The following is a 26215-nucleotide window of genomic DNA, read 5'->3' as shown; positions in this document are numbered from 1 at the left end:
GTATTTCATTCATCTGTTAACCCATTTTAGGTTAACTCACTGAGTAACGGGGAAAATGCAGAACACTCTGAAGAGAATGGAAAGCGTGAGGTATCACAGACCTGATGAGTAAAGCGCCATCAGGCCTGTGAATCAGGAGAAGCAAATCCGGCCCAGGAAGCGGGCCAGAGGTCGATTACTTACCGATCAGTGCGTGCATTTCCTGCACCGAAATCACTTTCTCCGTTGCATCCGCGTTCAGTGCCATGGTCGTCGCGAAGCCACCGTTCAGTGTGGTGTCATAGTGTACTTTGTACTGCAGTGCACTGCGGCGAATCAGTTTGGAGTCTTCAATCGCCTGGCGACCCGCAGTGGTGTTAATGATGTAAGTGTATTCGCCATTCTTGATACGATCCTGAATGTGCGGACGCCCTTCATGCACCTTGTTCACCAGACGTGGATTAATGCCCGCTTCGCCCAGTACAATCGCCGTCCCGTGAGTCGCATCCAGCTCGAAGCCCTGTTTCAGCAGTTTCGCCGCCAGATCCACCACACGCTCCTTGTCGCCTTCACGCACAGAGAGCAGCGCACGACCGTGTTTCTTCATCGTGGAGTTGCTGCCGAGCTGCGCTTTGGCAAACGCTTCCGCGAATGTACGCCCCACGCCCATCACTTCACCGGTCGAGCGCATTTCTGGCCCTAACAGCGGATCGACGCCCGGGAATTTATTGAACGGCAGCACCACTTCTTTCACTGAGTAGTATGGCGGGATGATCTCTTTGGTGTGGCCCTGCTGCACCAGTGTTTTACCGGTCATCACGCGCGCAGCAACTTTCGCCAGCGGCAGGCCAGTCGCCTTGGAGACAAACGGTACGGTACGCGCGGCACGCGGGTTCACTTCAATCAGGTAGACTTCGTTATCTTTCACGGCAAACTGCACGTTCATCAGACCGCGCACCTGCAATTCGAACGCGAGTTTCTGCACCTGCTGGCGCATCACATCCTGAATTTCCTGACTCAGGGTATAAGCTGGCAGGGAACAGGCGGAGTCGCCGGAGTGTACGCCAGCCTGCTCGATGTGCTCCATGATGCCGCCAATCAGCACATTTTCGCCATCGCACACCGCATCGACATCCACTTCCACCGCGTCGTCGAGGAATTTATCCAGCAGTACCGGCGCATCGTTGGAGACGCTGACAGCCGTCATAAAGTAGCGACGCAGATCCACTTCGTCATAGACGATTTCCATCGCGCGACCACCCAGCACATAAGAAGGGCGCACGACCAGCGGGTAAGTAATCTCTTTTGCTTTCTCAACCGCCTGCTCCAGCGCCGTTACCGTGGCGTTAGCGGGCTGTTTCAGTTTCAGACGTTCAACCGCATGCTGGAAACGCTCGCGGTCTTCCGCACGGTCAATGGCATCCGGGCTGGTGCCAATTACCGGCACGCCAGCGGCTTCCAGCGCACGCGCCAGTTTCAGCGGCGTCTGACCGCCGTACTGCACAATCACGCCTTTCGGTTTCTCGATGCGCACGATTTCCAGCACGTCTTCGAAGGTAACCGGTTCAAAATAGAGGCGATCGGAAGTGTCATAGTCGGTCGACACGGTTTCCGGGTTACAGTTGACCATAATGGTCTCGTAACCATCTTCACGCAGCGCCAGCGAGGCGTGTACGCAGCAATAGTCGAACTCAATACCCTGACCGATACGGTTTGGACCACCGCCCAGCACCATGATCTTGTCGCGATCCTGGTTCGGGTTGGCTTCGCACTCTTCTTCATAGGTGGAGTACATATACGCGGTATCGGTGGCGAATTCGGCAGCACAAGTATCAACGCGTTTATAAACCGGGTGTAAGTCATACTGATCGCGCAGCTTGCGGATTTCCACCTCGCGTACGCCAGCCAGTTTCGCCAGTCGCGCATCAGCAAAGCCTTTACGTTTCAACTGGCGCAGGAAGTCCGCATCCAGACCGTTGATGCCCACTTCCGCAACCTGCTCTTCCAGACGCACCAGCTCTTCAATTTGTACCAGGAACCAGCGGTCGATATTGGTCAGGTTAAACACGCCATCCACGGAGAGGCCTGCGCGGAATGCGTCCGCGATGTACCAAATGCGCTCTGCGCCGGCATCTTTCAGCTCGCGGCGGATTTTGGTCAGCGCTTCCGGGTCGTCAAGGCTAACTTTCGGGTCAAAGCCGGTTGCGCCCACTTCCAGACCACGCAACGCTTTCTGCATCGATTCTTGCTGTGTACGACCAATCGCCATCACTTCGCCCACAGACTTCATCTGCGTGGTCAGACGGTCATTGGCACCAACAAACTTCTCGAAGTTGAAGCGCGGGATCTTGGTCACGACGTAGTCGATAGAAGGTTCGAACGATGCCGGGGTACGACCGCCAGTGATGTCGTTCATCAGCTCGTCCAGCGTGTAGCCCACTGCCAGTTTCGCCGCGACTTTGGCAATCGGGAAGCCGGTCGCTTTTGACGCCAGCGCTGAGGAGCGGGACACGCGCGGGTTCATCTCAATTACAATCAGACGGCCGTTTTTCGGGTTTACCGCGAACTGTACGTTGGAACCGCCTGTTTCTACGCCGATTTCACGCAGTACCGCCATCGAAGCGTTACGCATGATTTGGTACTCTTTATCGGTGAGCGTTTGCGCTGGCGCAACGGTGATGGAGTCACCGGTGTGGATCCCCATGGCATCGAAGTTTTCAATCGAGCAGACGATGATGCAGTTGTCGTTCTTATCACGCACCACTTCCATCTCGTACTCTTTCCAGCCAATCAGCGACTCGTCAATCAGCAGCTCATTGGTTGGGGACAGATCCAGGCCGCGGGCGCAAATTTCTTCAAACTCTTCGCGGTTATAAGCGATGCCGCCGCCGGTGCCGCCCATGGTAAAGGAAGGACGGATAATGCACGGATAGCCGACATCTGCCGCCACCGCCAGCGCTTCATCCATTGTGTGCGCAATGCCGGAACGGGCAGTATCGAGACCGATTTTCTTCATCGCAATATCAAAGCGACGGCGATCTTCTGCTTTATCAATTGCATCGGCAGTCGCGCCAATCATGGTCACGCCAAACTCTTCCAGTACGCCCTGGCGCTCCAGCTCCAACGCGCAGTTCAGCGCAGTCTGGCCGCCCATGGTCGGCAGTACAGCGTCCGGACGCTCTTTTTCGATGATTTTGCGCACCACTTCCCAGTGGATAGGCTCAATATAGGTGGCATCCGCCATCTCCGGGTCCGTCATAATGGTCGCCGGGTTGGAGTTCACCAGGATCACGCGGTAGCCCTCTTCACGCAGGGCTTTACAGGCCTGCGCGCCAGAGTAGTCAAACTCACACGCCTGGCCGATAACAATCGGACCTGCGCCAAGGATCAGGATGCTTTTTATATCTGTACGTTTTGGCATGGCTCTTGTTCTCCTGATTATTTGGCGGTGTTGCGGTATTGCTCAATTAACTCGATAAAATGGTCGAACAGCGGCGCGGCATCGTGCGGCCCCGGGCTTGCTTCCGGATGCCCCTGGAAACTGAATGCCGGTTTGTCGGTGCGATGAATCCCCTGCAGCGTGCCATCGAACAGCGATTTATGCGTTACGCGCAGGTTAGCAGGCATAGAGGCTTCGTCGACGGCAAAACCGTGGTTCTGCGCGGTAATCATCACCGTGTTGTTATCGATATCTTTTACCGGGTGGTTACCGCCGTGGTGACCAAATTTCATTTTCACAGTTTTCGCACCGCTCGCCAGCGCCAGCAACTGATGGCCGAGACAGATGCCGAACACCGGAATCTCCGTCTCAAGGAACGTTTTAATCGCGTCGATAGCGTAGTCACACGGCGCCGGGTCACCAGGACCGTTAGACAGGAAAATCCCATCCGGATTGAGTTTCAAGACATCTGCGGCAGGCGTTTTCGCCGGAACCACCGTCAGGCGGCAGCCTCTGTCCACCAGCATGCGCAGGATGTTGCGTTTCGCACCGTAGTCATAAGCCACTACATGGAACGGCAATTCACTCTCTTTTTTTGCCTGCGGCAGGTCGCCCGCCAGTGTCCAGCTTCCTTGTGTCCAGCTGTAGGTTTCTGCGGTGGTCACTTCTTTCGCCAGATCCATACCGTTCAGGCCCGGGAAGGCTTTCGCTTTCTCCAGCGCCACAGCGGCATCAACATTGTCGCCTGCGATAATGCAGCCGTTTTGCGCACCTTTTTCGCGCAGCAAACGGGTCAGCTTACGGGTATCAATATCAGCAATGGCCACAATGTTATGGCGCTTCAGGTAAGAAGAGAGATCTTCGGTATTGCGGAAGTTGCTGGCAATCAGCGGCAGGTCACGAATGACAAGGCCTTGCGCATGTACCTGAGAGGATTCTTCGTCAGCGGAATTGGTGCCGACATTACCGATATGGGGATAAGTAAGAGTGACGATTTGGCGGGAATAGGAAGGATCAGTGAGGATTTCTTGATAACCGGTCATTGAAGTATTGAAAACGACTTCCCCAACCGCCGTGCCCGTTGCCCCTATGGCCCGACCGTGAAACTGGGTTCCGTCTTCCAGAACCAATAGCGCTGACTTAATCAAAACATCCTCCAGAGAATATTCACTCACTTTATTTGCATATTAATTCAAATGCAGATGATGAATCAATGCAAATTTGCTGGCCGTGGATTTTTGGCAAACGGCGGCATTCTGGAGAGATGTCGGTTAAAAGTCAACTTATCTCGCATATTTTTCTTATTCTTTTACGCCACTGCCTTTGTTTACTGGCTTTAACAGACAAAAAGATCACATAAACCGTCCAGGAAAACGCTTGCGCCGCAAGAAAATTGCTTACGGGTTGTGCCATAACGTAAAAAGTAGACCAGATGGTCAAAATTTACAATTATGAAACAAAAAATACGGGGAAGATTGATAATTTTAGATGACTCTCGGCAAAATCACCTTGAAATGGAAAAAATAAAAGGGCAATAAAATATTGCCCTTTGCAATCAAGTCACTATGACTGCAACAACCACATCACGATGGGTAATAAACTTACAAATTATTGAGATCAAGCACGTCTCGCATATCAAAAAGGCCCTTATTTTTTCCTTTCAGCCACAAAGCGGAGCGCACTGCGCCATTAGCGAACGTCATGCGGCTTGAAGCTTTATGCGTAATCTCGACACGTTCGCCAAGATCGGCGAACATTGCCGTATGTTCGCCGACGATATCGCCTGCACGCACGGTCGCAAAACCAATTGTGCCTGGAACACGTTCGCCGGTGTGACCTTCGCGGGAGTACACGGCGCACTCTTTTAAATCTTTATTCAGTGCCTGCGCAATCGCTTCGCCCATTGCCAGCGCGGTACCTGACGGGGCATCGACTTTGTAACGATGATGGGCTTCAACGATTTCGATATCGGTATAGTTGCCCATCACTTTTGCTGCTTTCTCCAGTAGCTTCAGCATGACGTTTACGCCTACGCTGAAGTTCGCGGCAAAAACAATCCCTATCTCCTGCGCAGCATCAGCGATTGCCTGCTTACCTGCATCATCAAACCCGGTGGTACCGATGACCATGCCTTTGCCATGCTGACGGCAGAAAGCGAGATGGTTCAGCGTTCCTTCCGGACGAGTGAAGTCGATAAACACATCAAAATCATCTTTTACCGCCTCAAGGCTGCTCTGTATGGCTACGCCTGTTTTAGCCACACCGGCCAGTTCGCCCGCGTCGCTGCCTAACAGGGAAGATCCCTCGCGCTCCAGCGCGGCGCCAAGCTCCACGCCTTCCATTCCCAGTGCCGCCTGAATCAGCTGACGGCCCATACGCCCGCCAGCGCCCGCGATGGCTACGCGGATTGGTGCATCATGCATAGTTGTACTCTTTTGTTAAAAAAATGCGTGAGAATCGTTTCCAGATTAACCAGCCCGCGACGGGGCCACCAGCCGAAAACGCCGATAATTAGAATTTAATGATATACAGCCAGAAATATCAGTAAAAGGCATGATACGACGAAGCAGACTCAGACGTTATGGCTTATTGCACCGTGTAACTGACGATAAGCTGACCTTTTTTCATTTTAACGCTACCGATCACCACCGAACCCAGTTCAGCCAGCGAAGCGACATGCGTACCGCCGCAATCATAGGCAGGGAGATCGCCAAAGCGCACTTTGCGACGCCCATCTTCAAAGGCAATATGACGGGGCAATGCCGCAGACCGCCAGCCTTCAATGAACTCATCCAGCCACTGAATCTCCGGTTCGCGGGCATTCTCCCCGGCAGCAAAGGTGATGCGCCCTTCCCCCGGCCAGTGGTGCGCTTTTACGGGCCGCCAGCCATACTGCTCTCCGGCATAACCAATCAGGTGCCCGGCGGAATGCAGACGCGCATGCAGTGCCCGACACAGGGCATCGACTTCTAACCTGACCGCATTTGCCGCCAATGGCTGGGCCAGAATATGCACAACGTCATCACCTTGTTGCAAAACAGTCTCAACCGGCATCCCGGCGATCCATCCCTTATCGGCGGGCTGTCCCCCGCCCTGCGGATGAAAAATTGTTTTATCGAGCACAATTGCATAGTGCTCTTCGCTTTGTTGATCGCAGCGTCGCACCTGTGCAGTACATTCCAGCACATCGCTGGTGTAATAAAGGCGTTCAGTCATGGGGTGTCCTCCTCTCAAGAGGCAGAGTATATTCAATTCACTGGCAGCGATAATTACATCGCCATTCAATGCACTTTTGCCTGAGACGCACAAATGAATCTGAATCTGAGCCTGCTTCCGGATCTTGCGACGTTTGTCTGCATCGTTGATCAGGGCAGTTTTTCCGCTGCCGCTCGCTTGTCAGGCGCGACACCCTCGGCAATCAGCCGTAGCGTTACGCGACTGGAACGTGAGTTAGGCAATAAGTTGTTGCACCGTACCACCCGCAAACTGGCGCTCAGCGCCACTGGAAAAATGGTATATGACCATGCAGTGGAGATGCTGGATGCCGCACGCCAGGCCATGGATTCTGGTAGCAGTATGCAGAGCATCGCGCAGGGTAAGTTGACCGTCAGCGTTCCCAAAGCCATTGGTCGTTTTGTTATTCACCCGCTGATACCTGAGTTTCTTCAGCGCTACCCGCAAGTGGATATCTGTTTGCGGCTTGAAGACCGCTATATGGATTTGATCGACGATGGCGTTGATTTGGCGCTGCGCATAACCCATTCTCCCTCCCCCGGACTCTATGGCAGAACACTGATGCCAGTGACGCACGTTATCTGCGCGACACCGGAATACTTGCGCCAGCATGGTACGCCAACTCACCCGCAGGCATTGCGCGACCACAGCTGTATAAGCCTTGGCGAGACGCCAACGGATTCACGCTGGAAATTCTGTCGCGGCGACAACGTGGAAACCATTCAGACACGGGGACGTTATGCCGCGAATCACACTGGCGTGCGACTGGATGCTGTTAAGCAACATCTTGGTATTGGCAGCCTGCCACTGTTTACCGCCCGCGAATCACTCAACAGCGGCGAGATTGTGCAACTCCTGCCGGAATGGGAATTCATCAGCAGCTATACCGGAGAACTGTGGCTACTGTGGGCGCGTAACAAACATATGCCCGCCCGCATGCGGGCAATGATCGATTACCTGACTGAAAAAATGGCCTCTTAGGGTGCCAGTGCCAGCACTTCCGCCACCCAGTGGCGAAAACCGTTTATGTCGATGTCCAGCGCTACCCGTGCGTTTGGCGGTTGATTAAGCTTGCCGTCAAGATCCACCACGGTGGTCCCTGCGGTATAACGTCCCTGGGTTTCTACCGCCACAAAACAGGATTTCAGCGTAAACAACTCAGGGCGAACCAGACAGGCAATCGCACAGAGATCGTGCATCCGCAATCCCGTTGTCATGCTGCCGCTGCGGTAGTGGCTAAACAGCGCGTGTAGCATGTGGCCCGTGCGGTTTAGCGTGGGCAGCGTCGCCAGAAACTCGGGGGTTAATGTCGCCCGGTTGGTGACGTCCAGCCCACACATCACAATCTCCAGACCGCTGTTAAACACGCGGGCGGCGGCTTCCGGATCGACAGCAATATTAAACTCAGCGTTCGGAGTAAAATTGCCGCGCCCGGCGGAACCGCCCATCATCACCAGTCGGCGGATGTTGAACTGGCACTCCGGATAGTGCGACAACAATAGCGCAATGTTGGTGAGCGGGCCGATGGTGACCAGCGTTATCGGCTCCGGCGATGCCAGTAGCACGTCGCGGATCGCCTGAAATGCCGGTTTCGCCAGCGGCTGGCGCGGGTGCTCAACAAAGTCGTATCCCTCCATTCCGGACTCGCCGTGGACATCGGCTGCACAGTAAAGAGGTCGCAGCAAAGGTGTTGCCGCCCCCTGCGCCAGCGGAATGTCGGCCTGCCAGAAATTCAGTAGTTGCAACGCGTTACGGGTGGTTTTTTCCAGCGAAACGTTGCCGGCAACGGTGGTGATTAACCTGAGATCGCACTGCGGCGCAAACAAGGCCGCAGCAAGGGCAACAGCATCATCAATGCCGGGGTCGGTGTCGAGAATGATCGGCTGGCGCATAACACCTCCACAAGATTATTAAAAAAAATGCCAGACTGAGTCTGGCATCTTCGCATAAGGCACGGGTAAAAACGTTATTCGACTTCGCGAACATCCACGCGCAGCTCTTTTGGCACTTCGAAAACAATATTCTCTTCACGCCCTTCCAGCGGAATGGCCTCGCCGCCACCCAGCGCCTGTAAACGCGCAATCACTTGCTGCACCAGAATATCCGGTGCGGATGCGCCTGCCGTCACGCCAACGCAGGCAATGTTTTGCACCCAGACTTCCTGAATATCAGACGCGTCATCAATCAGATATGCCCGTTTCCCCATACGCTGCGCCAGCTCAGCAAGGCGGTTGGAGTTGGAGGAGTTTTTCGAGCCGACGACCAGCACCACTTCGGCCTGCTCAGCCAGCGCACGCACGGCTTCCTGACGGTTGGTGGTGGCATAGCAGATATCGTCTTTACGCGGGCCAACAATCTGCGGGAAACGCTCACGCAGCGCATCAATCACAGCAGACGTGTCATCGACTGAAAGTGTGGTCTGCGTCATAAATGACAGCTTGCCCGCGTCTTTGATATTCAGCGTTCCGACATCTTCCGGCGATTCCACCAGATACATGCCCCCTTCCGGGTTGCTGTACTGGCCCATAGTTCCTTCCACTTCCGGATGACCAGCATGACCAATCAGAATCGCCTCTTCGCCGCGTCGACTGGCACGAGCAACTTCCATATGGACTTTGGTGACCAGCGGACAGGTCGCATCGAAGACAGTCAGATCGCGACTTTTTGCTTCATTACGCACCGCCTGGGAAACTCCGTGGGCGGAGAAAATGAGGATCGCGCCATCCGGCACTTCGCTGATCTGCTCAATAAAAATAGCGCCACGCTCGCGCAGGCTATCAACGACGTAGCGGTTATGCACCACTTCATGGCGCACATAAATCGGCGCACCGTAGATGGCCAGCGCGTTTTCAACAATGCTGATAGCGCGGTCAACCCCGGCGCAAAAACCGCGCGGGTTAGCCAACAGGATCTGCATTTATGCCTCCAGCGCTGGATCGACTTCCAGCACATCGATATCAAAATGGACGGTTCTGCCCGCCAGCGGGTGGTTAAAATCAACGGTAATAGAGTCGCCGTTGACTTCACGGATCACGCCGGGCATTTCACTGCCGTCCATTGCCGTAAAAAGCATAATCGCACCGACTTCAGGTTCACCGGCGTCCATAAACTCGCGACGGGAGAAATACTGGATCAGGTCCGGGCTCGGCGTACCAAATGCGGCGTCCGGCTCGAGAGAGAACGCTTTTTTCTCACCGGCCTTCAAACCCAGCAGATGTTGTTCCAGCCCTTCGGAAAGTGAACCGTCACCAAGGCGAAACAACGCCGGTTTGCCGTTATTGCGGGTTGACTCAGCAAGAGAGCCATCTTCAAGTTTCAGCGTAAAGTGCACCAGCACTGCGCTATCGCTTTGTACGGATTTAGACATGCAGGTTGCTCTTATGTTTTGAGCAGTGATACTGCCCGGTTGCATTTCATTGCCGGATGACACAACGCTATCCGGCCCACAACCGGGCCTGCACTGCTTTGACGGATTACGCCTGTTTTTTCGTTGCCGCGGAGGGTAAGAAACCTTCCAGCACAATCAACGCCGCACCGATACAGATCGCGGTATCAGCAAGGTTAAACGTAGCAAAATGCCAGTCGCCCATATAGAAATCGATCATATCGACGACAAAACCATGCCACAAACGGTCGAACAGGTTACCCAACGCACCACCGATAATCAGCGCATAAGCGATGTTATTCAGTTTCTGCGAGGCTTTCGCCCGGTACATCAGCACCGCCAACACCACGCAGATGCCTATAGCGATACCCGCGAAAAACCAGCGCTGCCAGCCACCACTGTCAGCCAGAAAACTGAATGCGGCACCATAGTTACGCGCATAATGCAGATTAAGAGACGGGAACAGAGAAACCGTATCCCCCAGAGCAAAGTTCTGGAGGATCAGGTATTTACTGCCCAGATCGATAATCAGCACAACCACGACCAGCCATAGCCAGCGCAGCCCTGTTGAAAGGATCGGTTTACTCATCAGGCAAACTTACGTTTTTCGCCGTCACCGGCGACGTTGCTTACACAGCGTCCGCAGATATCTGCGTGTTCCGCCACCTGACCGACATCGGTAGTGTAATGCCAGCAACGCGGGCATTTCTCACCTTCGGCTTTGCTTAATTCGACCTTCAGCCCTTTGAGCACATCGCTCTGCCAGGCGTCCGCAGAAGCCGTGGCATAATCCGCAACTTTCGCACCCGAGGTCAACAGGACAAATCGCAATTCATCCCCCAGCGCTGTCAGCTTCGCCGCCAGCTCAGGTTCGGCAAACAGCGTTACCGCCGCTTCCAGAGAACCACCGACTTTCTTGTCAGCTCGCGCCTGTTCAATCACCTTGTTCACTTCGCCGCGGACTTTCAGCAACTCGTCCCAGAAGGCATCGTTCATGGCTTCGGTTTCAGCAAGACCAAACAGGCCTTCGTACCACTCACCAGTGAAAACATACTTCTCACGATCGCCCGGCAGGTATCCCCAGATTTCATCAGCGGTGAAGGACAGGATCGGTGCCATCCAGCGCACCAGCGCCTCGCTGATATGATACAGCGCGGTCTGGCAGCTACGACGCGCAACGCTGTCTGCTTTTGCGGTGTACTGACGGTCTTTGATGATGTCGAGGTAGAACGAGCCCATCTCGATGGAGCAGAAGCGCATCAGACGCTGTACCACTTCATGGAAGTCGTAGGACTCGTATGCTTTCAGGATATCTTCCTGCGCTGCTTGCGCGCAGCCAACCGCCCAGCGATCCAGCACCACCATCTCTTCCGGCTGCACCATATCTTTTACCGGGTCGAAACCGTTCAGGTTCGCCAGCAGGAAGCGCGCGGTGTTACGGATACGACGATAGCTGTCGGCGGCACGTTTGAGGATTTCGTCCGACACCGCCATTTCGCCGGTATAGTCGGTCGACGCCACCCACAGACGTAAAATGTCTGCACCCAGCTTATTCATCACATCCTGCGGCGACACGGTGTTGCCGATGGATTTGGACATTTTGCGGCCCTGGCCATCAACGGTGAAACCGTGTGTCAGCACCTGGCGGTATGGCGCTTTGCCTTTCATTGCCGTAGAAATCATCAGGGAAGACATAAACCAGCCACGATGCTGATCCGAACCTTCCAGATACATATCCGCCGCATGACCGGCAAATTCCGGGCGCACATCCACAACGGAAGCATGGGTTGAACCGGAGTCAAACCAGACGTCCAGCGTGTCCGGCACTTTCACATAATTGTCAGCATCGTCACCCAGGATGTCACGAGGATCGAGATCCCACCATGCCTGGATCCCCTCCGCTTCAACGCGTTTAGCAACGGCTTCAATCAGCTCTTCAGTACGCGGATGCAGCTCTTCCGTGTCTTTGTGAACAAACAGCGACATCGGCACGCCCCAGGTACGCTGACGCGAAATACACCAGTCAGGGCGGTTAGCAACCATGGATTCGATACGCGCCTGGCCCCAGTCCGGGATCCACTGTACACCTTTGATCTCTTTGAGAGACTGCGCGCGCAGGCCTTTTTGATCCATGCTGACAAACCACTGCGGCGTCGCACGGAAGATGATCGGCGACTTGTGACGCCAGCAGCACGGATAGCTGTGCTGCAGTTTTTCGACATGCAACAGTGCGCCGCTGTCACGCAGCATATTGACGATGATGTCGTTGGCTTTGAAGACGTTGATGCCATCCAGCGCAGGATAGGTCCCGGCCAGATACGCGCCGTCCGGGCCGACCGGATTAGCAATTTCCAGACCGTATTTCAGGCTGATGGTGTAGTCGTCCGGGCCATGACCGCCGGCGGTATGCACCGCACCGGTACCGGCATCCAGCGTAACGTGATCGCCCAGGATCGCTGGCACATCAAAGTCGAGGAACGGATGTTTAAAGCGCATCAGTTCCAGTTCAGAACCTTTCACGGTGCCCAAAACAGCGTAGTCTGCAGCGCCGATGCGTTTTGCTACGCTTTCAACCAGATCTTTCGCCAGGATCAGCGCCTGACCATCAACCTGCACCAACGCATAGTCGAATTCTGGTGAGAGGGAGATCGCGCGGTTGGCTGGTAGTGTCCATGGGGTGGTGGTCCAGATAACCAGCGAAATCGGGCCATTAACCGACGATACGCCGAATTTGGCTTTTACCGCAGCTTGATCAACCGCGTGGAATGCAACATCAATGGACGGAGAGGTTTTGTCGTAATACTCCACTTCCGCTTCCGCCAGCGCAGAGCGGCAGTCAACGCACCAGTGCACCGGTTTCGCGCCTTTATGCAGGTGGCCATTGCCAATGATTTTCCCCAGCGCACGAATGATGTTAGCTTCGGTTTTGAAGTCCATCGTCAGATACGGGTGCGACCAGTCGCCCAGCACGCCAAGGCGGATAAAATCAGCGCGCTGACCTTCAACCTGCGTGGCTGCATATTCGCGACATTTGGCGCGGAACTCGGCGGCGGTGAACTTCTCGCCCGGTTTCCCGAACTCCTGCTCCACTTTCAGCTCGATCGGCAAGCCATGGCAGTCCCAGCCCGGAACGTAAGGCGAGTCATATCCTGCGAGTCCTTTGGACTTCACAATAATGTCTTTCAGAATCTTGTTAACCGAGTGACCAATATGAATGCTGCCATTCGCATAAGGAGGGCCATCATGCAGAATGAAGGTTTTTTTGCCTTTTTTCGCTGCACGGATGATGCCGTACAGGTCATCATCAGTCCAACGCGCCAGCATCCCCGGCTCGCGTTTGGCGAGATCGCCACGCATCGGGAACCCTGTTTCCGGCAAATTCAGGGTAGATTTATAGTCACTCATCAGATTCTCGGTTCCGTATTTCGGTTTGATTAATACCACCAGGCCTTAAGAAGCCGGTTTAGATAGCCCAAAAAACTCGCGGGCCGCTACCTCATCTCGGGCGATTTGCGCTTTCAATTCATCGAGGGAGGCAAATCGCTGCTCATTGCGTAATTTTTTACGCAGTACTACATCTATATGGCGCCCGTAGAGGTCCATTACAACATCCAGCAAATGCACTTCCAGTTGCTGACGTACACCAGAGACTGTCGGGCGAGTGCCGATATTGGCAACGCCGGGAAGGACAGTATCGCCCAGTCCAGCCACTTCTACCGCATACACCCCTTTAACCGGGGAGACCTGACGACGCAGCGGTAAATTCGCCGTCGGGAAACCTATCGTCCGCCCCAACTCATCGCCGTGCACCACGCGCCCGGAGATGCTGAAAGGATGGCCCAGTAACGTTTCAGCTTGTTCGAGGTTATCGTCAGCCAACGCCTGCCGCACCGCCGTGCTGCTTACGCGAGTACCGCCTTCACAAAAGGTTTGTGTGCTGATAACGTCAAAGCCATACTTCTCGCCCGCTTTCTGTAATAACAAGAAATCCCCCTGGCGACCAGCGCCAAAGCGGAAATCATCACCGACGGCGAGAAATTTCACGCCAAGACGATCGACAAGCAGATCGCTGACAAACGTTTGTGCGGTCAGCGCTGCAAAACGGCGATCGAAACGCACGCACAGCACGTAATCCACGCCGCATTCCGCCAGCCAACGCAGCTTTTCCCGCAAACGCGTCAGGCGTGCAGGCGCTTTTTCGCCAGCAAACAGTTCCAGCGGTTGTGGTTCAAAAATCATCACCACCACGGGTAGCCCACGAGCACGGCCTTCTTCGCCAAGCCCTTGTAATAACGCCTGATGGCCACGGTGGACGCCATCGAAATTACCAATAGTCAGCACACACCCGTGCGGTGCCTGGCTGAGATTATGTATGCCGCGTATCAGCTTCATGTCTGGCTCAAAACAGTGAAAATCGTCGGATTATACCTTGTACAGCGTGCGACGTTAACCGACGATTGCCTTAACAAAGCAGAAAGGAGAAGGATTTCATCAGGCTGTGTCCTGTAGGTATGAAAATCTGGCCTTGATAGCGATTTTTCTGGTGGAAAAGCTGTATTCGCGACACGCAAGCTGTTAGAATCCTGCGCCATCACTACGTAACGTAGCGTCGTGCATTAACGGCGCTTATTTGCACAAATCCATTGACAAAAGAAGGCTAAAAGGGCATATTCCCCGGCCTTTGAATTGTCCATATAGATCATATTTGGGAGTTGGACCTTGGCTAATATCAAATCAGCTAAGAAGCGCGCCGTTCAGTCTGAAAAGGCTCGCAAGCACAACGCTAGCCGTCGCTCAATGATGCGTACTTTCATCAAGAAAGTGTACGCTGCAATTGAAGCTGGCGACAAAGCCGCTGCGCAGAATGCATTTAACGAAATGCAACCGATCGTGGATCGTCAGGCCGCTAAAGGTCTGATCCACAAAAACAAAGCAGCGCGTCATAAGGCTAACCTGGCCGCGCAGATCAGCAAACTGGCTTAATCGCCCGCTTGTTGGCTTTGTGAAAAACCCGCCTCCTGGCGGGTTTTTTATTTCCGTAAAGGTGAGAAGAGCCCTGAGTAATCTCGATTACAAATGCGCTGCACCGCCGGATGCTGGATCATCCGTTCCGCGAAAATGGCGTGATACTCCTCCATCACATTATCCACCCGCCCTATCTCTACCATGCGCTCGTCCGCATAAAAGTCGTGAATATACAGCGATGGTGCGACAAAAATTGCGTTATGCGCTGCACCGAACGCCTTCATTAACGCGGCATCGTCAAACTCCCCGAGGATTTCCACCTGTAACCCCTGGACGTTAAACCAGTTCAACAACTTGCGTCCGAGCATTGAGCGTCGGCCAGGTATCAATAAACGACGTTCTTCCAGGCAAAACGGGAATGGTTTTTGCGGCGGCGGATTACAACACCAAAAACTGACGCTGCATTCACCAATCTTCACGGAAAAGAGCCCCTCTTGTTGCGTGGAATCGATTGGGCAATCAGAGATGATCATATCCAGTTTATGCTGGCTTAATTGCTCAAGCAGCAGCTCGTGGGTAGACTCAAAACAGCGCAGATGAATTTGTTCCCCGTCCTGTACGGCAGCGTCCAGCACCCCACTCACCAGCCGTTTAGAGAGCGCATCGGCGACCCCCACATCAAAGAGCAAATTGGACTCTTTACGGTAATTAATGGTATCCAGCATTTCCTGACTCAGGGTGAACATTTTATCCGCATAGCGAAACACCAATTCACCCAGTTCTGTCGGCTCCAGCCCACGCCCCTTACGTTTAAAGAGTTTGCCTTGCAACCGCTCTTCCAGCGCTTTGATCTGCCCGGTGATAGTTTGCGGCGTCAGCCAGAGTGCCTCCGCCGCGCCAACGACGGAGCCTTCACGATAAACATGCCAGAAATAATACAAATGATTGTAATTAATATAAGACATCGATGATTCACTCCCTGCCGACGCCAGGCATTAAGGGCGGGCAATGCGCGTACGTAACAGGCAATAACCGAGTATTGCCGAGATGACAGAACCGGTGAGAATGCCCAGTTTACTCCAGGCAATCATCTCCGCATGTGCATCGCCGAAGGCCAGTGAAGAGATAAAGATAGACATGGTAAAACCAATACCGCACAGCACGCCCACAGCCATAATTTGACTGAATACCGCGCCTTGCGGCAGTTTCGCCAGTTTTGCACGTAGCGCCAGCCAGCAGAAAATAGAGATACCGAGTGGCTTACCGATAACCAGACCCGCAATAATTCCCAGGGGCAGCACATCAGCCAGCCCGGAGATCGACATGCCGTCCATGGAAACGCCCGCATTGGCGAAAGCAAACAACGGCAGAATGAGCCATGCCACCCACGGATTAATGGCATCCACCAGTTGATGTAAGGGTGAAACACCTTTCTCTTCACGCAGCGGAACAAAAAAGCCAACGACAACACCTGCGAGAGTTGCATGCACGCCGGATTTCAATACTGCCGTCCAAAGTACAACACCGACCAGCATGTAGAGGCCAATACGACGGACATTCAGGGCATTCATAATGGCCAACACGACGATAGCAGCAGCAGCCACACCCAGCGCCATGGTGGAGAGATCGCTGGTATAGAACAGCGCAATGATGATAATCGCTCCGAGATCATCGATGATGGCCAGCGCCATCAGAAACACTTTCAGCACGGGCGGAACCCGGTTCCCCAACAGGGCAAGCACACCGAGGGCAAAGGCAATGTCTGTGGCTGTAGGAATTGCCCAGCCGTGGCTCGCCAGCGGATTGTGAAAATTAAACAACAAAAAGATCAGCGCCGGTGCAACCATGCCGCCGAGTGCAGCGATGACGGGGAAAACCGCCTGCTGACGGCTGGCAAGCGTGCCTTCAACCAGCTCATATTTCACTTCCAGTCCGACCATCAGGAAAAAGACTGCCATCAACGCGTCGTTGATCCACAGCAACATGTCTTTTTTGATTTCCAGCGATCCGACTTTCAGCTCGACAGGCATTTGTAGAAAAGAGTTGTATAAATCCTGCGTAACGCCGAGGTTGGCGCATAACATCGCCAGCGCTGCCGCAATGATAAGGACAATGCCGCCGGAGGCGTCACTGTTAAAAAAACGTTGTAATAACTTCATCTTATTCTCCCGATCCCTGTAACGTCGTGGCAGCTATCTTACGCTCGTCAACTCTTCGCTAAAAACAGATTATTATTGCTTATAGACTCCTTTTTTCCGAGTAATGAGAAAGCGTAAAAAAAACCCGGCAAAAGCCGGGCCTGATAAATGTCTGGTGATCTCGCTTAACGCGTCAAATCATCAAAGAATTTTTTCACACCGTCGAAGAAGCTTTTAGAACGCGGGCTGTTATGTTCACCCGTCGGACCACCAAAGCTATCTTGCAGATCTTTCAACAGTTGTTTCTGTTTCTCATTCAGACCGACTGGCGTTTCTACGACGACCCGACACAGTAAATCGCCCTGTGCGCCGCCGCGTACAGATTTCACACCTTTGGCACGCATACGGAACAGTTTGCCCGTTTGGGTTTCGCTTGGCACTTTCAGCTTCACGCGACCGTCCAGCGTCGGTACTTCAATCTCACCGCCCAGCGCCGCCATAGCAAAATTGATCGGCACTTCGCAGTACAGGTTGTTACCTTCACGTTCGAAAATCGGGTGCTGTTTCACCTGTACCTGAACGTACAAATCGCCTGCTGGCGCACCGTGTTCACCCGCTTCGCCTTCACCGCTCAAACGAATACGATCGCCGGTATCGACACCTGCCGGGATTTTAACGGACAGGGTTTTGGATTTTTCTACACGACCATGACCATGGCACTTGTTGCATGGATCTTTGATCAGCGTACCGCGCCCCTGGCAATGCGGACAGGTTTGCTGCACAGCAAAGAAGCCCTGACGCATCTGCACCTGACCGGAACCATGACAGGTCGGACAGGTCTGCGGCTGTGTGCCTGCTTTCGCGCCGCTACCATGACACACATCGCACTCTTCCAGAGTCGGAATGCGGATCTCTTTTGTGACGCCACGGACCGCTTCTTCCAGCGTTAAGTCCATGTTATAGCGCAGGTCAGCACCCCGTGCCGCGCGCTGGCGACCACGGCCACCGCCGAAGATATCGCCGAACACATCGCCGAAAATATCGCTGAAATCCGCGCCGCCGCCAAAACCGCCGCCGCCGAATCCACCGCCGCCACCGCCCTGCTCAAATGCCGCATGGCCATACTGATCGTAAGCCGCACGTTTTTGGGCATCGGTCAGGATTTCGTAGGCTTCTTTGATCTCTTTAAATTTGGCTTCGGCCTCTTTATCGCCCTGATTGCGGTCCGGGTGATATTTCATGGCCAGGCGTTTGTACGCCTTTTTGATTTCACGCTCTTCCGCTGTTTTCGGAACGCCTAAAATCTCGTAATAATCTTGCTTCGCCATCGGTTTATCTGCCCCTTAACATACGAGCACGGGCGTGGAGAGAACTCCGACGCCCGTGCTGGTTATCTACCCTGCATAAGGGCGATTATTTTTTGTCTTTTACTTCTTCGAACTCGGCGTCAACAACATCGTCATCTTTCGCGTTGTTCGCGGAAGCATCAGCACCTGCTTGCTGCTGTGCGTGCTGCTGCTGTGCGATTTCCAGTAATTTCTGGGAAACCTGCGCCAGCGCCTGCATTTTCGCTTCGATATCAGCTTTGTCTTCACCTTTCAGTGCCGTTTCCAGCGCGCTCAGTGCAGACTCGATAGCAGTCTTGTCTTCTGCCGGCAGTTTGTCGCCCGCTTCTTCAACCTGCTTACGCGTGCTGTGCAGCAGATGGTCACCCTGGTTACGGGTTTGCACCAGTTCCTCGAACTTACGATCGGACTCAGCGTTCGCTTCTGCCTCACGCACCATTTTCGCGATCTCTTCTTCATTCAGACCAGAAGAGGCTTTGATGGTGATTTTCTGTTCGCGGTTGGTGTTCTTATCTTTTGCAGAGACATGCAGAATACCATCGGCATCGATATCGAAGGTGACTTCAATCTGCGGCATACCGCGCGGAGCAGGGTTGATGCCATCGAGGTTGAACTGACCCAGCGATTTGTTATCAGACGCACGTTTACGCTCACCCTGCAGCACATGGATGGTTACCGCAGACTGGTTGTCTTCCGCAGTAGAGAACACCTGGCTGTGCTTGGTCGGGATGGTGGTGTTTTTGTTGATCAGCGCAGTCATTACGCCGCCCATGGTTTCGATACCCAGCGACAGCGGGGTAACGTCCAGCAGCAGAACGTCTTTCACTTCACCCGTCAAAACACCGCCCTGAACCGCAGCACCGATAGCAACAGCTTCGTCCGGGTTCACGTCTTTACGCGGCTCTTTACCGAAGAATTCGGCAACTTTTTTCTGCACCATCGGCATACGTGTCTGACCACCGACCAGAATCACGTCGTGAATGTCGGAAACAGACAGACCAGCATCCTGCAGTGCAACTTTCAGCGGCTCGATGGAACGGTTTACCAGGTCTTCCACCAGGCTTTCCAGTTTCGCACGAGTCACTTTGATGTTCATGTGTTTCGGACCGGTTGCATCTGCAGTGATATACGGCAGGTTCACATCGGTCTGCTGTGCAGAAGAGAGCTCGATTTTCGCTTTTTCTGCAGCTTCTTTCAGACGCTGCATCGCCAGTGGATCGTTACGCAGATCGATACCCTGATCTTTCTTAAACTCTTCCACCAGGTAGTTAATCAGACGGCTGTCGAAGTCTTCACCACCCAGGTGGGTATCACCGTTGGTTGCCAGAACTTCGAAGGTTTTTTCACCGTCAACATCATCGATTTCGATGATAGAGATATCGAACGTACCGCCACCCAGGTCGTATACCGCAATGGTACGGTTACCGGTTTCTTTATCCAGACCGTAAGCCAGTGCCGCCGCGGTCGGTTCGTTAATGATACGTTTGACTTCCAGACCTGCGATACGGCCGGCGTCTTTGGTCGCCTGACGCTGCGCATCGTTAAAGTAAGCCGGAACGGTGATAACAGCTTCAGTTACCGGCTCACCCAGGTAATCTTCCGCGGTTTTCTTCATTTTTTTCAGGACTTCCGCAGAGATCTGCGGCGGCGCCATTTTGGTGCCTTTTACGTCAAGCCATGCGTCGCCGTTGTCGGCAGCAATGATTTTGTACGGCATGATGGATTCATCACGCTGAACTTCTTCGTCCTGGAAGCGACGGCCAATCAGGCGTTTGATCGCAAACAGGGTGTTTTGCGGGTTCGTCACTGCCTGACGTTTAGCCGGCTGACCCACCAGAGTTTCGCCATCCTGTGTGTAGGCAATGATAGAAGGTGTGGTGCGGTCGCCCTCTGCGTTCTCCAGCACACGTGCCTGAGTGCCATCCATAATCGCTACACAAGAGTTGGTAGTACCCAGGTCGATACCAATAATTTTACCCATCTAAACGTCTCCACTAAAAATTCGGTCAACATGTGGTTGTGAACCTGTAATAAGGGCGAAACGTGCGGTTTCAACTGCCCAGTATCGTTTTTTTTCAGGCCCACATACTGCGGTTGACTACAAGATGGGGTCGTAACGTCACGCATCAAGGGGGAGGGATAAAAAATTTTTTAATTTCCACCTGTTCAGATCATAGACAGGCTTATTGGCGCTAATTATGATGCCGCGCCTCGCTTCCTCAATAGTGATGCGGGGACTTTTCATTTCACCATTCAAATTGATTTATTTTGAGGAATTATGGGCAACACTAAGTTGGCTAATCCGGCTTCGCTGGGCTTAATGGGCTTCGGCATGACCACTATTCTGCTTAACCTGCACAATATTGGCATGTTCCCGCTGGATGGCATTATCCTGGCTATGGGCATTTTCTATGGTGGTATTGCACAAATTTTCGCTGGCCTTCTTGAATTCAAAAAAGGCAACACCTTTGGTTTAACCGCATTCACCTCTTACGGCTCTTTCTGGCTGACGCTGGTTGCTATCCTGCTGCTGCCGAAAATGGGGCTGGCGGATGCGGCGAACGGCCACTTCCTGGGCGTTTATCTGGGCATTTGGGGTGTGTTCACGCTGTTTATGTTCTTTGGCACCCTGAAAGGCGCGCGCATGCTGCAGTTCGTGTTCCTGAGCCTGACCGTACTGTTTGCTCTGCTGGCTGTGGGTCACCTGGCTGATAACGAAAGCATCGTCCACGTCGCTGGCTGGATCGGTCTGGTATGTGGCGCCAGCGCCATTTATCTGGCAATGGGCGAAGTGCTCAACGAACAGTTTGGCCGTACCGTATTGCCGATTGGTGAAAAACACTGATTTGTCATGCAATCGTATGAATAAGAACGGAGCCCTGTGGCTCCGTTTTTTTATGACTGCTGTACTGTAGGCCCTGCAATACGATCTTCATAGTAGAGATCCTGGCGCAACCAGATCCCCAGTGCCAACCCCATCAGCGATAGCGCCAACACATACCAGGCAGGAGCCATTGGCGAGACGCCCATCAACATGGTTACCGCAATCGGCGTCAGCCCGCCAAAAATGGCGTAGGAAACATTGTAAGAGAAGGAAATGCCCGTGAAACGGACCTCCGCAGGGAATGCACGTACCATCACAAAAGGCACCGCGCCCACCACGCCGACACACAGCCCGACCAACCCATAAAGCAAAAACAGGTATTCAGGATGGGGGCCAACCAGATGGTAGAAAAACCAGCTGGAGCAGGCGAGCAGAATGCTCCCGACAATAAAGGTGCGGCTGGCGCCAACACGATCCACCAGCAGTCCGGCGGCAAGGCAACCGAAACACAGCATAACGGTAGCGACGCTGTTCGCTTGTAACGTCAGTGCCGGAGCAAGCCCGTACTGTTTTTGCAGCCACACCGGCGACATCAGGATCACAACCACAATCCCGGCGGATAGCAGCCAGGTCAGTAGCATGCTGACCACCACCGCTTTCTTATGCTTCAGCACAACAGATTTCACCGGGAGCTCCTGCGCTAACGCTTTGCGTTGTTGCATCTCGAGGAAAATCGGCGTTTCCTGCAACCAGCGGCGCAGGTACATCGCTACCAGACCAAACACCCCGCCGAGCAGGAACGGAATACGCCATCCGCCATCGTGGATCCCTTGCTGCGTCATGCTGGTATTCACCAGCGTCGCCACGACCGAACCCAGCAGGATCCCCACCGTCAACCCAGCAGTCAGCGTCCCACAGGCAATGCCAATGCGCCGCGCCGGAACGTGTTCAGCAACGAACACCCACGCCCCCGGCACTTCACCGCCAATAGCCGCGCCCTGCAAAACGCGCATCAGCAGCAGTAATAATGGCGCGAGGATCCCCATAGAGGCATAGGTTGGCAGTAAACCAATCGCCAGCGTCGGCAGCGCCATCAGCAGGATACTCAGGGTAAACATCTTTTTACGCCCGACTAAATCGCCAAAGTGCGCCATCACAATACCGCCGAGCGGACGCGCCAGGTAACCTGCGGCAAAAATACCGAAGGTTTGTACCTGGCGCAGCCATTCCGGTATATCAGCAGGAAAGAAGAGCTCGCCAACAACCGCGGCGAAGAAGACGAAGATAATGAAGTCGTAAAACTCCAGCGCGCCACCAAGTGCGGCAAGGGTCAGAGTTTTATAGTCCTGTCGGTTCAGTGGGCGAGTGTAATTTGACATAATCAACCATTTGTAAAGAGGAAGTGCTGATTTAATTATTACGCACGATGTAAATTAAAAATTACTATATCGTAAATAAATCAACACTCCAGCACTGGCATCACTTATGTCATACAATCCCATTTTTTAGGATAATGTTTCGCGCCTTGCGCTTTTAGGACGGAAAGATGCTACAACTTGCGCATTGGTCTCCACATAAGGCCCATCAAGCAGCTGTACACAATACGGTACACTCGCAAAAATACCAGGCACCTTCACTTCGCCGTTTTCTGCTTTGACGCCTTCCAGCGTCTCTTTGATGGACTTCGGCTGGCCGGGTAAATTGAGAATCAGCGCCTGTTTACGAATAACCCCCACCTGGCGGGAAAGAATCGCGGTTGGCACAAAATGAAGGCTGATCTGCCGCATCTGTTCACCGAACCCCGGCATTTCGCGATCGGCAACTGCCAGCGTCGCATCCGGCGTTACATCACGACGCGCGGGCCCGGTTCCGCCCGTTGTCAGCACCAGATGGCAGCTCATTTCATCAACCAGTTCACACAGGGTTTGTTCAATGATGCTCTGCTCATCGGGGATCAGGCGGGTTTCAATGTGAAAAGGCGTGGTTAACGCGCTCGCCAGCCATTCTTCCAGAGCGGGGATGCCTTTGTCCTGATAAACGCCGCTGGAGGCGCGATCGGAAACAGAAACCAAACCAATGCGTAGTGTGTCCATATTCATTCCGTTCAAAAAAACCGAGATATACGGAAATGATACACGCTGAGGGGAGAGTCAAACAGAGCGGAGAAAAGTAAGCGTGACCGGAACCCGGCCACGCATGAGGATTACAGCAGGTCGCCAACCATTTTTTCCAGTTTTTCCTGGTCAACGGCAAACTTGCGGATACCGTCCGCCAGTTTGTCTACCGCCATCGGATCCTGGTTATGCTGCCACAGGAATTCCGCTTCGGTGATACGCTCCGGACGTGCTTTCACGTCGCCGGTGTACGCCAGTTTACGTTCAAGGCTGCCCGCGCTTTCAGACAGCTCTTTCAGCAATGCCGGAGCAATAGTCAGACGGTCACAGCCCGCCAGTTCAATGATTTCGCCAGTATTACGGAAGCTTGCGCCCATCACCACGGTTTCATAGCCGTGTTGTTTGTAGTACTGATAAATTTCGGTTACGGAAACCACGCCCGGATCTTCGGCCGGCGCATACTCTTTCTTATCGGTATTGGCTTTGTACCAGTCAAGAATACGGCCAACAAACGGAGAAATCAGGAAAACGCCCGCTTCAGCACAGGCACGCGCCTGGGCGAAAGAGAACAGCAGCGTCAGGTTACAGTTGATGCCTTCTTTTTCCAGTTGCTCAGCCGCGCGAATACCCTGCCAGGTGGAGGCCAGTTTGATCAGAATACGATCGTTGCTGATGCCAGCATCGTTGTACATTTTGATCAGACGTTTCGCTTTCGCGATAGAGGCTTCGGTGTCATAAGAGAGACGGGCGTCAACTTCAGTAGAAATACGACCAGGGATCAGTTTCAGGATTTCCAGACCAATGTTCACCGCCAGCTTATCCGTCGCGTCAACCACCTGCTGCGCACGATCGCTGCTCTGGCTACGCGCCCACGCCACCGCATCATCAATCAGCTTGCGGTATTCCGGGATTTGAGCAGCGCCAAGGATCAGAGAAGGGTTGGTTGTTGCATCCTGCGGCTGGTAAAGCTTCATTGCCGCGATGTCTCCGGTATCAGCCACGACTGTTGTGTACTGACGCAGGGAGGTCAATTTATCCGTCATGATAATGTTTCTCTTTAAACGATACCCTGAATAAATCACGTTAAGACCAACAGCGCATTCGTCATCCGGAAACCCGGAATCACAAACGCAGCCAGCGCACCTGAACGAGAAGTATGACGAGTATACTAGTTAGGGGGATGTAACCGGTCTGCCCCGATGATATCACGACGCACTGTGAGCGCAACCGCAGACAATGCTGTGAATATTGTATGGTAAACTCAGTGGATTCATCGCCTGCAACAGGCTGCAGGACCAGATTACCGGCATCAACAAGAGGGACGTTAATGCCAGAATTTTTCTCATTTATCAGCGAAATACTCTGGGGCTCCTTAATGGTTTACCTGCTGGCGGCAGCGGGTATCTGGTTTTTGCTTCGCACCCGGTTTGTTCCCTTTCGCTTTATCACGGACTTTGGGCTAAGTCTGAAAAGCAGTCGCTTATTGCAACCCGGCACGCTCTCTTCGTATCAGGCATTATGCCTCAGTCTGGCGACGCGGTTGGGCAGCGGTAACCTTGCGGGCGTCGCGTTTGCCCTTACCACAGGCGGCCCTGGTGCTATTTTTTGGATGTGGGTTTCCGCCATCATCGGCATGGCAACCAGTTTTGCTGAGTGCTCGCTGGCGCAGCTCTACAAGGAGCGAGATGCCAGCCACCAGCTACGCGGGGGACCGGCGTGGTACATGGAACGAGGGCTGGGCATGCGCTGGATGGGCGTGCTGTTCTCTGTTTTTCTGCTGCTTACCTATGGGCTGGTATTTAATACCATTCAATCCAGCGCTGTCGCACGCGCCATACACTATGCCTGGCAGGTGCCGGGATTTATTACCGGTCCATTGCTGGCCGCATTCTCTTTCCTGTTTATCGTTAAAGGTCTGAGAGGCGTAGCCCGGTTAACGCAATGGATGGTGCCGATAATGGCGTTTACGTGGATTATCATGGGCTTTGGCATCAGCCTCTGGCACGCGAATCTGCTGCCAGGGGTCTTTATCACCATCATTAAAAGCGCTTTTGGCTGGCAGGAGGCCGCAACAGGCACAATGGCTTACACCTTGAGCCAGGCCGTCACCAGTGGTTTTCAGCGCAGTATGTTTGCCAATGAGGCGGGCATGGGGTCATCACCCAATGCCGCCGCGACCGCTGCATCATGGCCGCCGCACCCCGCTGCGCAAGGCATAGTACAGATGATTGGCGTATTAACGGATACCTTCCTGGTGTGCACCGCCAGCGCACTGGTGCTATTACTGGCAGGCGTCACCCCGGCCACTGACACGTACGGCGGCATTCAGTTAATGCAACAGGCCATGGTATCGCTCACCGGTGGCTGGGGCGCGGGTTTTGTGGCGCTTATCGTGATTCTGTTTGCTCTGACTTCCATCGTCGCCAACTATATCTACGCGGAAAATAACCTTGTCTTCCTGCGGCGCAACAGCCGACGAAATATCCTGCTGCTACGTACCTGTGTCATGGTGATGGTGTTACTGGGCGCGGTGATCAACGTGCCGCTGATCTGGCACGTTGCAGATGTGGTGATGGCGCTGATGGCGATGATCAATCTGACTGCGATTCTGCTCCTGTCCCCGGTGGTGAGGCTGCTGGCTCGCGATTATATGCGCCAGCGCAAGCTGGGCGTCATGCCAGTGTTTGATCCCAAGCGCTACCCGGATATTAACCGGCAACTGGCGCCAGGCGCCTGGGATGACATTCCCCGTTCGTAGCGCTAATCGCAACTATCGATCAAGTTTGTTCTT

At 53.7% G+C, this 26215-nt stretch carries 21 protein-coding genes; 4 read left to right on the top strand and 17 right to left on the bottom strand.

Annotated elements, in window-relative coordinates:
- Window positions 1-175: 175 nt before the first annotated feature.
- The 4 genes from carB to ABGA49_RS09630 form a co-directional block, all read right to left on the bottom strand.
- Complete coding sequence (gene carB, locus ABGA49_RS09645) at window positions 176-3400, bottom strand: carbamoyl-phosphate synthase large subunit (RefSeq protein WP_088237370.1); 3225 nt, start codon at window positions 3398-3400, stop codon at window positions 176-178.
- Window positions 3401-3417: 17 nt separating this feature from the next.
- Window positions 3418-4566 (bottom strand): glutamine-hydrolyzing carbamoyl-phosphate synthase small subunit, encoded by a 1149-nt coding sequence (gene carA, locus ABGA49_RS09640; RefSeq protein WP_134318876.1) that lies wholly within the window; start codon window positions 4564-4566, stop codon window positions 3418-3420.
- A gap of 453 nt (window positions 4567-5019) precedes the next feature.
- On the bottom strand, window positions 5020-5841 hold the full coding sequence (gene dapB / locus ABGA49_RS09635) for a 4-hydroxy-tetrahydrodipicolinate reductase (protein WP_061497792.1): 822 nt from the start codon (window positions 5839-5841) through the stop codon (window positions 5020-5022).
- 163 nt (window positions 5842-6004) lie between these two features.
- On the bottom strand, window positions 6005-6634 hold the full coding sequence (locus ABGA49_RS09630; protein ID WP_347665491.1) for an alanyl-tRNA editing protein: 630 nt from the start codon (window positions 6632-6634) through the stop codon (window positions 6005-6007).
- Between the two features lie 99 nt (window positions 6635-6733).
- Here ABGA49_RS09630 and ABGA49_RS09625 point away from each other — a divergent pair, with 99 nt between their 5' ends.
- Window positions 6734-7633, top strand: coding sequence for a LysR family transcriptional regulator (locus ABGA49_RS09625; RefSeq protein ID WP_061500189.1), 900 nt, complete (start codon window positions 6734-6736; stop codon window positions 7631-7633).
- Here the strand turns inward: ABGA49_RS09625 and rihC are convergent.
- The 6 genes from rihC to ribF form a co-directional block, all read right to left on the bottom strand.
- Window positions 7630-8544, bottom strand: coding sequence for a ribonucleoside hydrolase RihC (gene rihC, locus ABGA49_RS09620; RefSeq protein ID WP_088237368.1), 915 nt, complete (start codon window positions 8542-8544; stop codon window positions 7630-7632). The two genes, ABGA49_RS09625 and rihC, sit on opposite strands and share 4 nt — an antisense overlap.
- Before the next feature lie 74 nt (window positions 8545-8618).
- Complete coding sequence (ispH, locus tag ABGA49_RS09615; RefSeq protein WP_061497798.1) at window positions 8619-9569, bottom strand: 4-hydroxy-3-methylbut-2-enyl diphosphate reductase; 951 nt, start codon at window positions 9567-9569, stop codon at window positions 8619-8621.
- Window positions 9570-10019, bottom strand: coding sequence for an FKBP-type peptidyl-prolyl cis-trans isomerase (gene fkpB, locus ABGA49_RS09610; RefSeq protein ID WP_061497800.1), 450 nt, complete (start codon window positions 10017-10019; stop codon window positions 9570-9572).
- A gap of 106 nt (window positions 10020-10125) precedes the next feature.
- Window positions 10126-10626 (bottom strand): signal peptidase II, encoded by a 501-nt coding sequence (gene lspA, locus ABGA49_RS09605; protein ID WP_061497802.1) that lies wholly within the window; start codon window positions 10624-10626, stop codon window positions 10126-10128.
- A complete protein-coding gene (ileS, locus tag ABGA49_RS09600; RefSeq protein ID WP_347665490.1) occupies window positions 10626-13442 on the bottom strand; it encodes an isoleucine--tRNA ligase in 2817 nt (938 codons plus the stop codon). Before ileS ends, lspA begins: the two co-directional genes overlap by 1 nt.
- 45 nt (window positions 13443-13487) lie before the next feature.
- The gene (gene ribF / locus ABGA49_RS09595; protein WP_061497806.1) at window positions 13488-14429 is read right to left on the bottom strand and encodes a bifunctional riboflavin kinase/FAD synthetase; all 942 of its coding nucleotides are present in this window, start codon (window positions 14427-14429) and stop codon (window positions 13488-13490) included.
- Between the two features lie 327 nt (window positions 14430-14756).
- Here ribF and rpsT point away from each other — a divergent pair, with 327 nt between their 5' ends.
- Window positions 14757-15020: a 30S ribosomal protein S20 gene (rpsT, locus tag ABGA49_RS09590; protein WP_061497808.1), complete on the top strand. Its 264-nt coding sequence runs from the start codon at window positions 14757-14759 to the stop codon at window positions 15018-15020.
- A gap of 47 nt (window positions 15021-15067) precedes the next feature.
- On the opposite strand, the gene nhaR is transcribed toward rpsT, so the two are convergent.
- The 4 genes from nhaR to dnaK all read right to left on the bottom strand — a co-directional run bounded on the left by nhaR (window position 15068) and on the right by dnaK (window position 20467).
- A complete protein-coding gene (nhaR, locus tag ABGA49_RS09585) occupies window positions 15068-15967 on the bottom strand; it encodes a transcriptional activator NhaR (protein WP_061497810.1) in 900 nt (299 codons plus the stop codon).
- Window positions 15968-15997: 30 nt separating this feature from the next.
- The gene (nhaA, locus tag ABGA49_RS09580; RefSeq protein ID WP_088237367.1) at window positions 15998-17161 is read right to left on the bottom strand and encodes a Na+/H+ antiporter NhaA; all 1164 of its coding nucleotides are present in this window, start codon (window positions 17159-17161) and stop codon (window positions 15998-16000) included.
- A 164-nt stretch (window positions 17162-17325) separates the two neighbouring features.
- The gene (gene dnaJ, locus ABGA49_RS09575) at window positions 17326-18468 is read right to left on the bottom strand and encodes a molecular chaperone DnaJ (protein ID WP_061497814.1); all 1143 of its coding nucleotides are present in this window, start codon (window positions 18466-18468) and stop codon (window positions 17326-17328) included.
- Between the two features lie 85 nt (window positions 18469-18553).
- Window positions 18554-20467, bottom strand: coding sequence for a molecular chaperone DnaK (dnaK, locus tag ABGA49_RS09570; protein WP_061497816.1), 1914 nt, complete (start codon window positions 20465-20467; stop codon window positions 18554-18556).
- A gap of 297 nt (window positions 20468-20764) precedes the next feature.
- On the opposite strand from dnaK, the gene satP reads away from it, so the two are divergent.
- Complete coding sequence (gene satP, locus ABGA49_RS09565) at window positions 20765-21331, top strand: acetate uptake transporter (protein ID WP_347665489.1); 567 nt, start codon at window positions 20765-20767, stop codon at window positions 21329-21331.
- A 50-nt stretch (window positions 21332-21381) separates the two neighbouring features.
- On the opposite strand, the gene ABGA49_RS09560 is transcribed toward satP, so the two are convergent.
- The 3 genes from ABGA49_RS09560 to tal form a co-directional block, all read right to left on the bottom strand.
- Window positions 21382-22689, bottom strand: a complete 1308-nt coding sequence (locus ABGA49_RS09560) for an MFS transporter (RefSeq protein ID WP_134318877.1) — start codon at window positions 22687-22689, stop codon at window positions 21382-21384.
- Between the two features lie 126 nt (window positions 22690-22815).
- Complete coding sequence (gene mog, locus ABGA49_RS09555) at window positions 22816-23403, bottom strand: molybdopterin adenylyltransferase (protein WP_061497822.1); 588 nt, start codon at window positions 23401-23403, stop codon at window positions 22816-22818.
- A 110-nt stretch (window positions 23404-23513) separates the two neighbouring features.
- Window positions 23514-24467 carry a transaldolase gene (tal, locus tag ABGA49_RS09550; RefSeq protein ID WP_061497824.1) on the bottom strand — a complete coding sequence of 318 codons (954 nt, stop codon included), beginning with the start codon at window positions 24465-24467 and terminating at the stop codon, window positions 23514-23516.
- A gap of 284 nt (window positions 24468-24751) precedes the next feature.
- Between tal and ABGA49_RS09545 the strand changes: the two genes are divergently transcribed.
- Window positions 24752-26182 carry a sodium:alanine symporter family protein gene (locus tag ABGA49_RS09545; RefSeq protein ID WP_347665488.1) on the top strand — a complete coding sequence of 477 codons (1431 nt, stop codon included), beginning with the start codon at window positions 24752-24754 and terminating at the stop codon, window positions 26180-26182.
- Window positions 26183-26215 lie beyond the last annotated feature (33 nt).

The sequence above is a fragment of the Kosakonia sp. WA-90 genome, assembly GCF_039871955.1.
GTDB classification, from domain to species: Bacteria; Pseudomonadota; Gammaproteobacteria; order Enterobacterales; family Enterobacteriaceae; genus Kosakonia; species Kosakonia oryzendophytica.
This window is presented reverse-complemented; position numbering and strand designations above follow the sequence as displayed.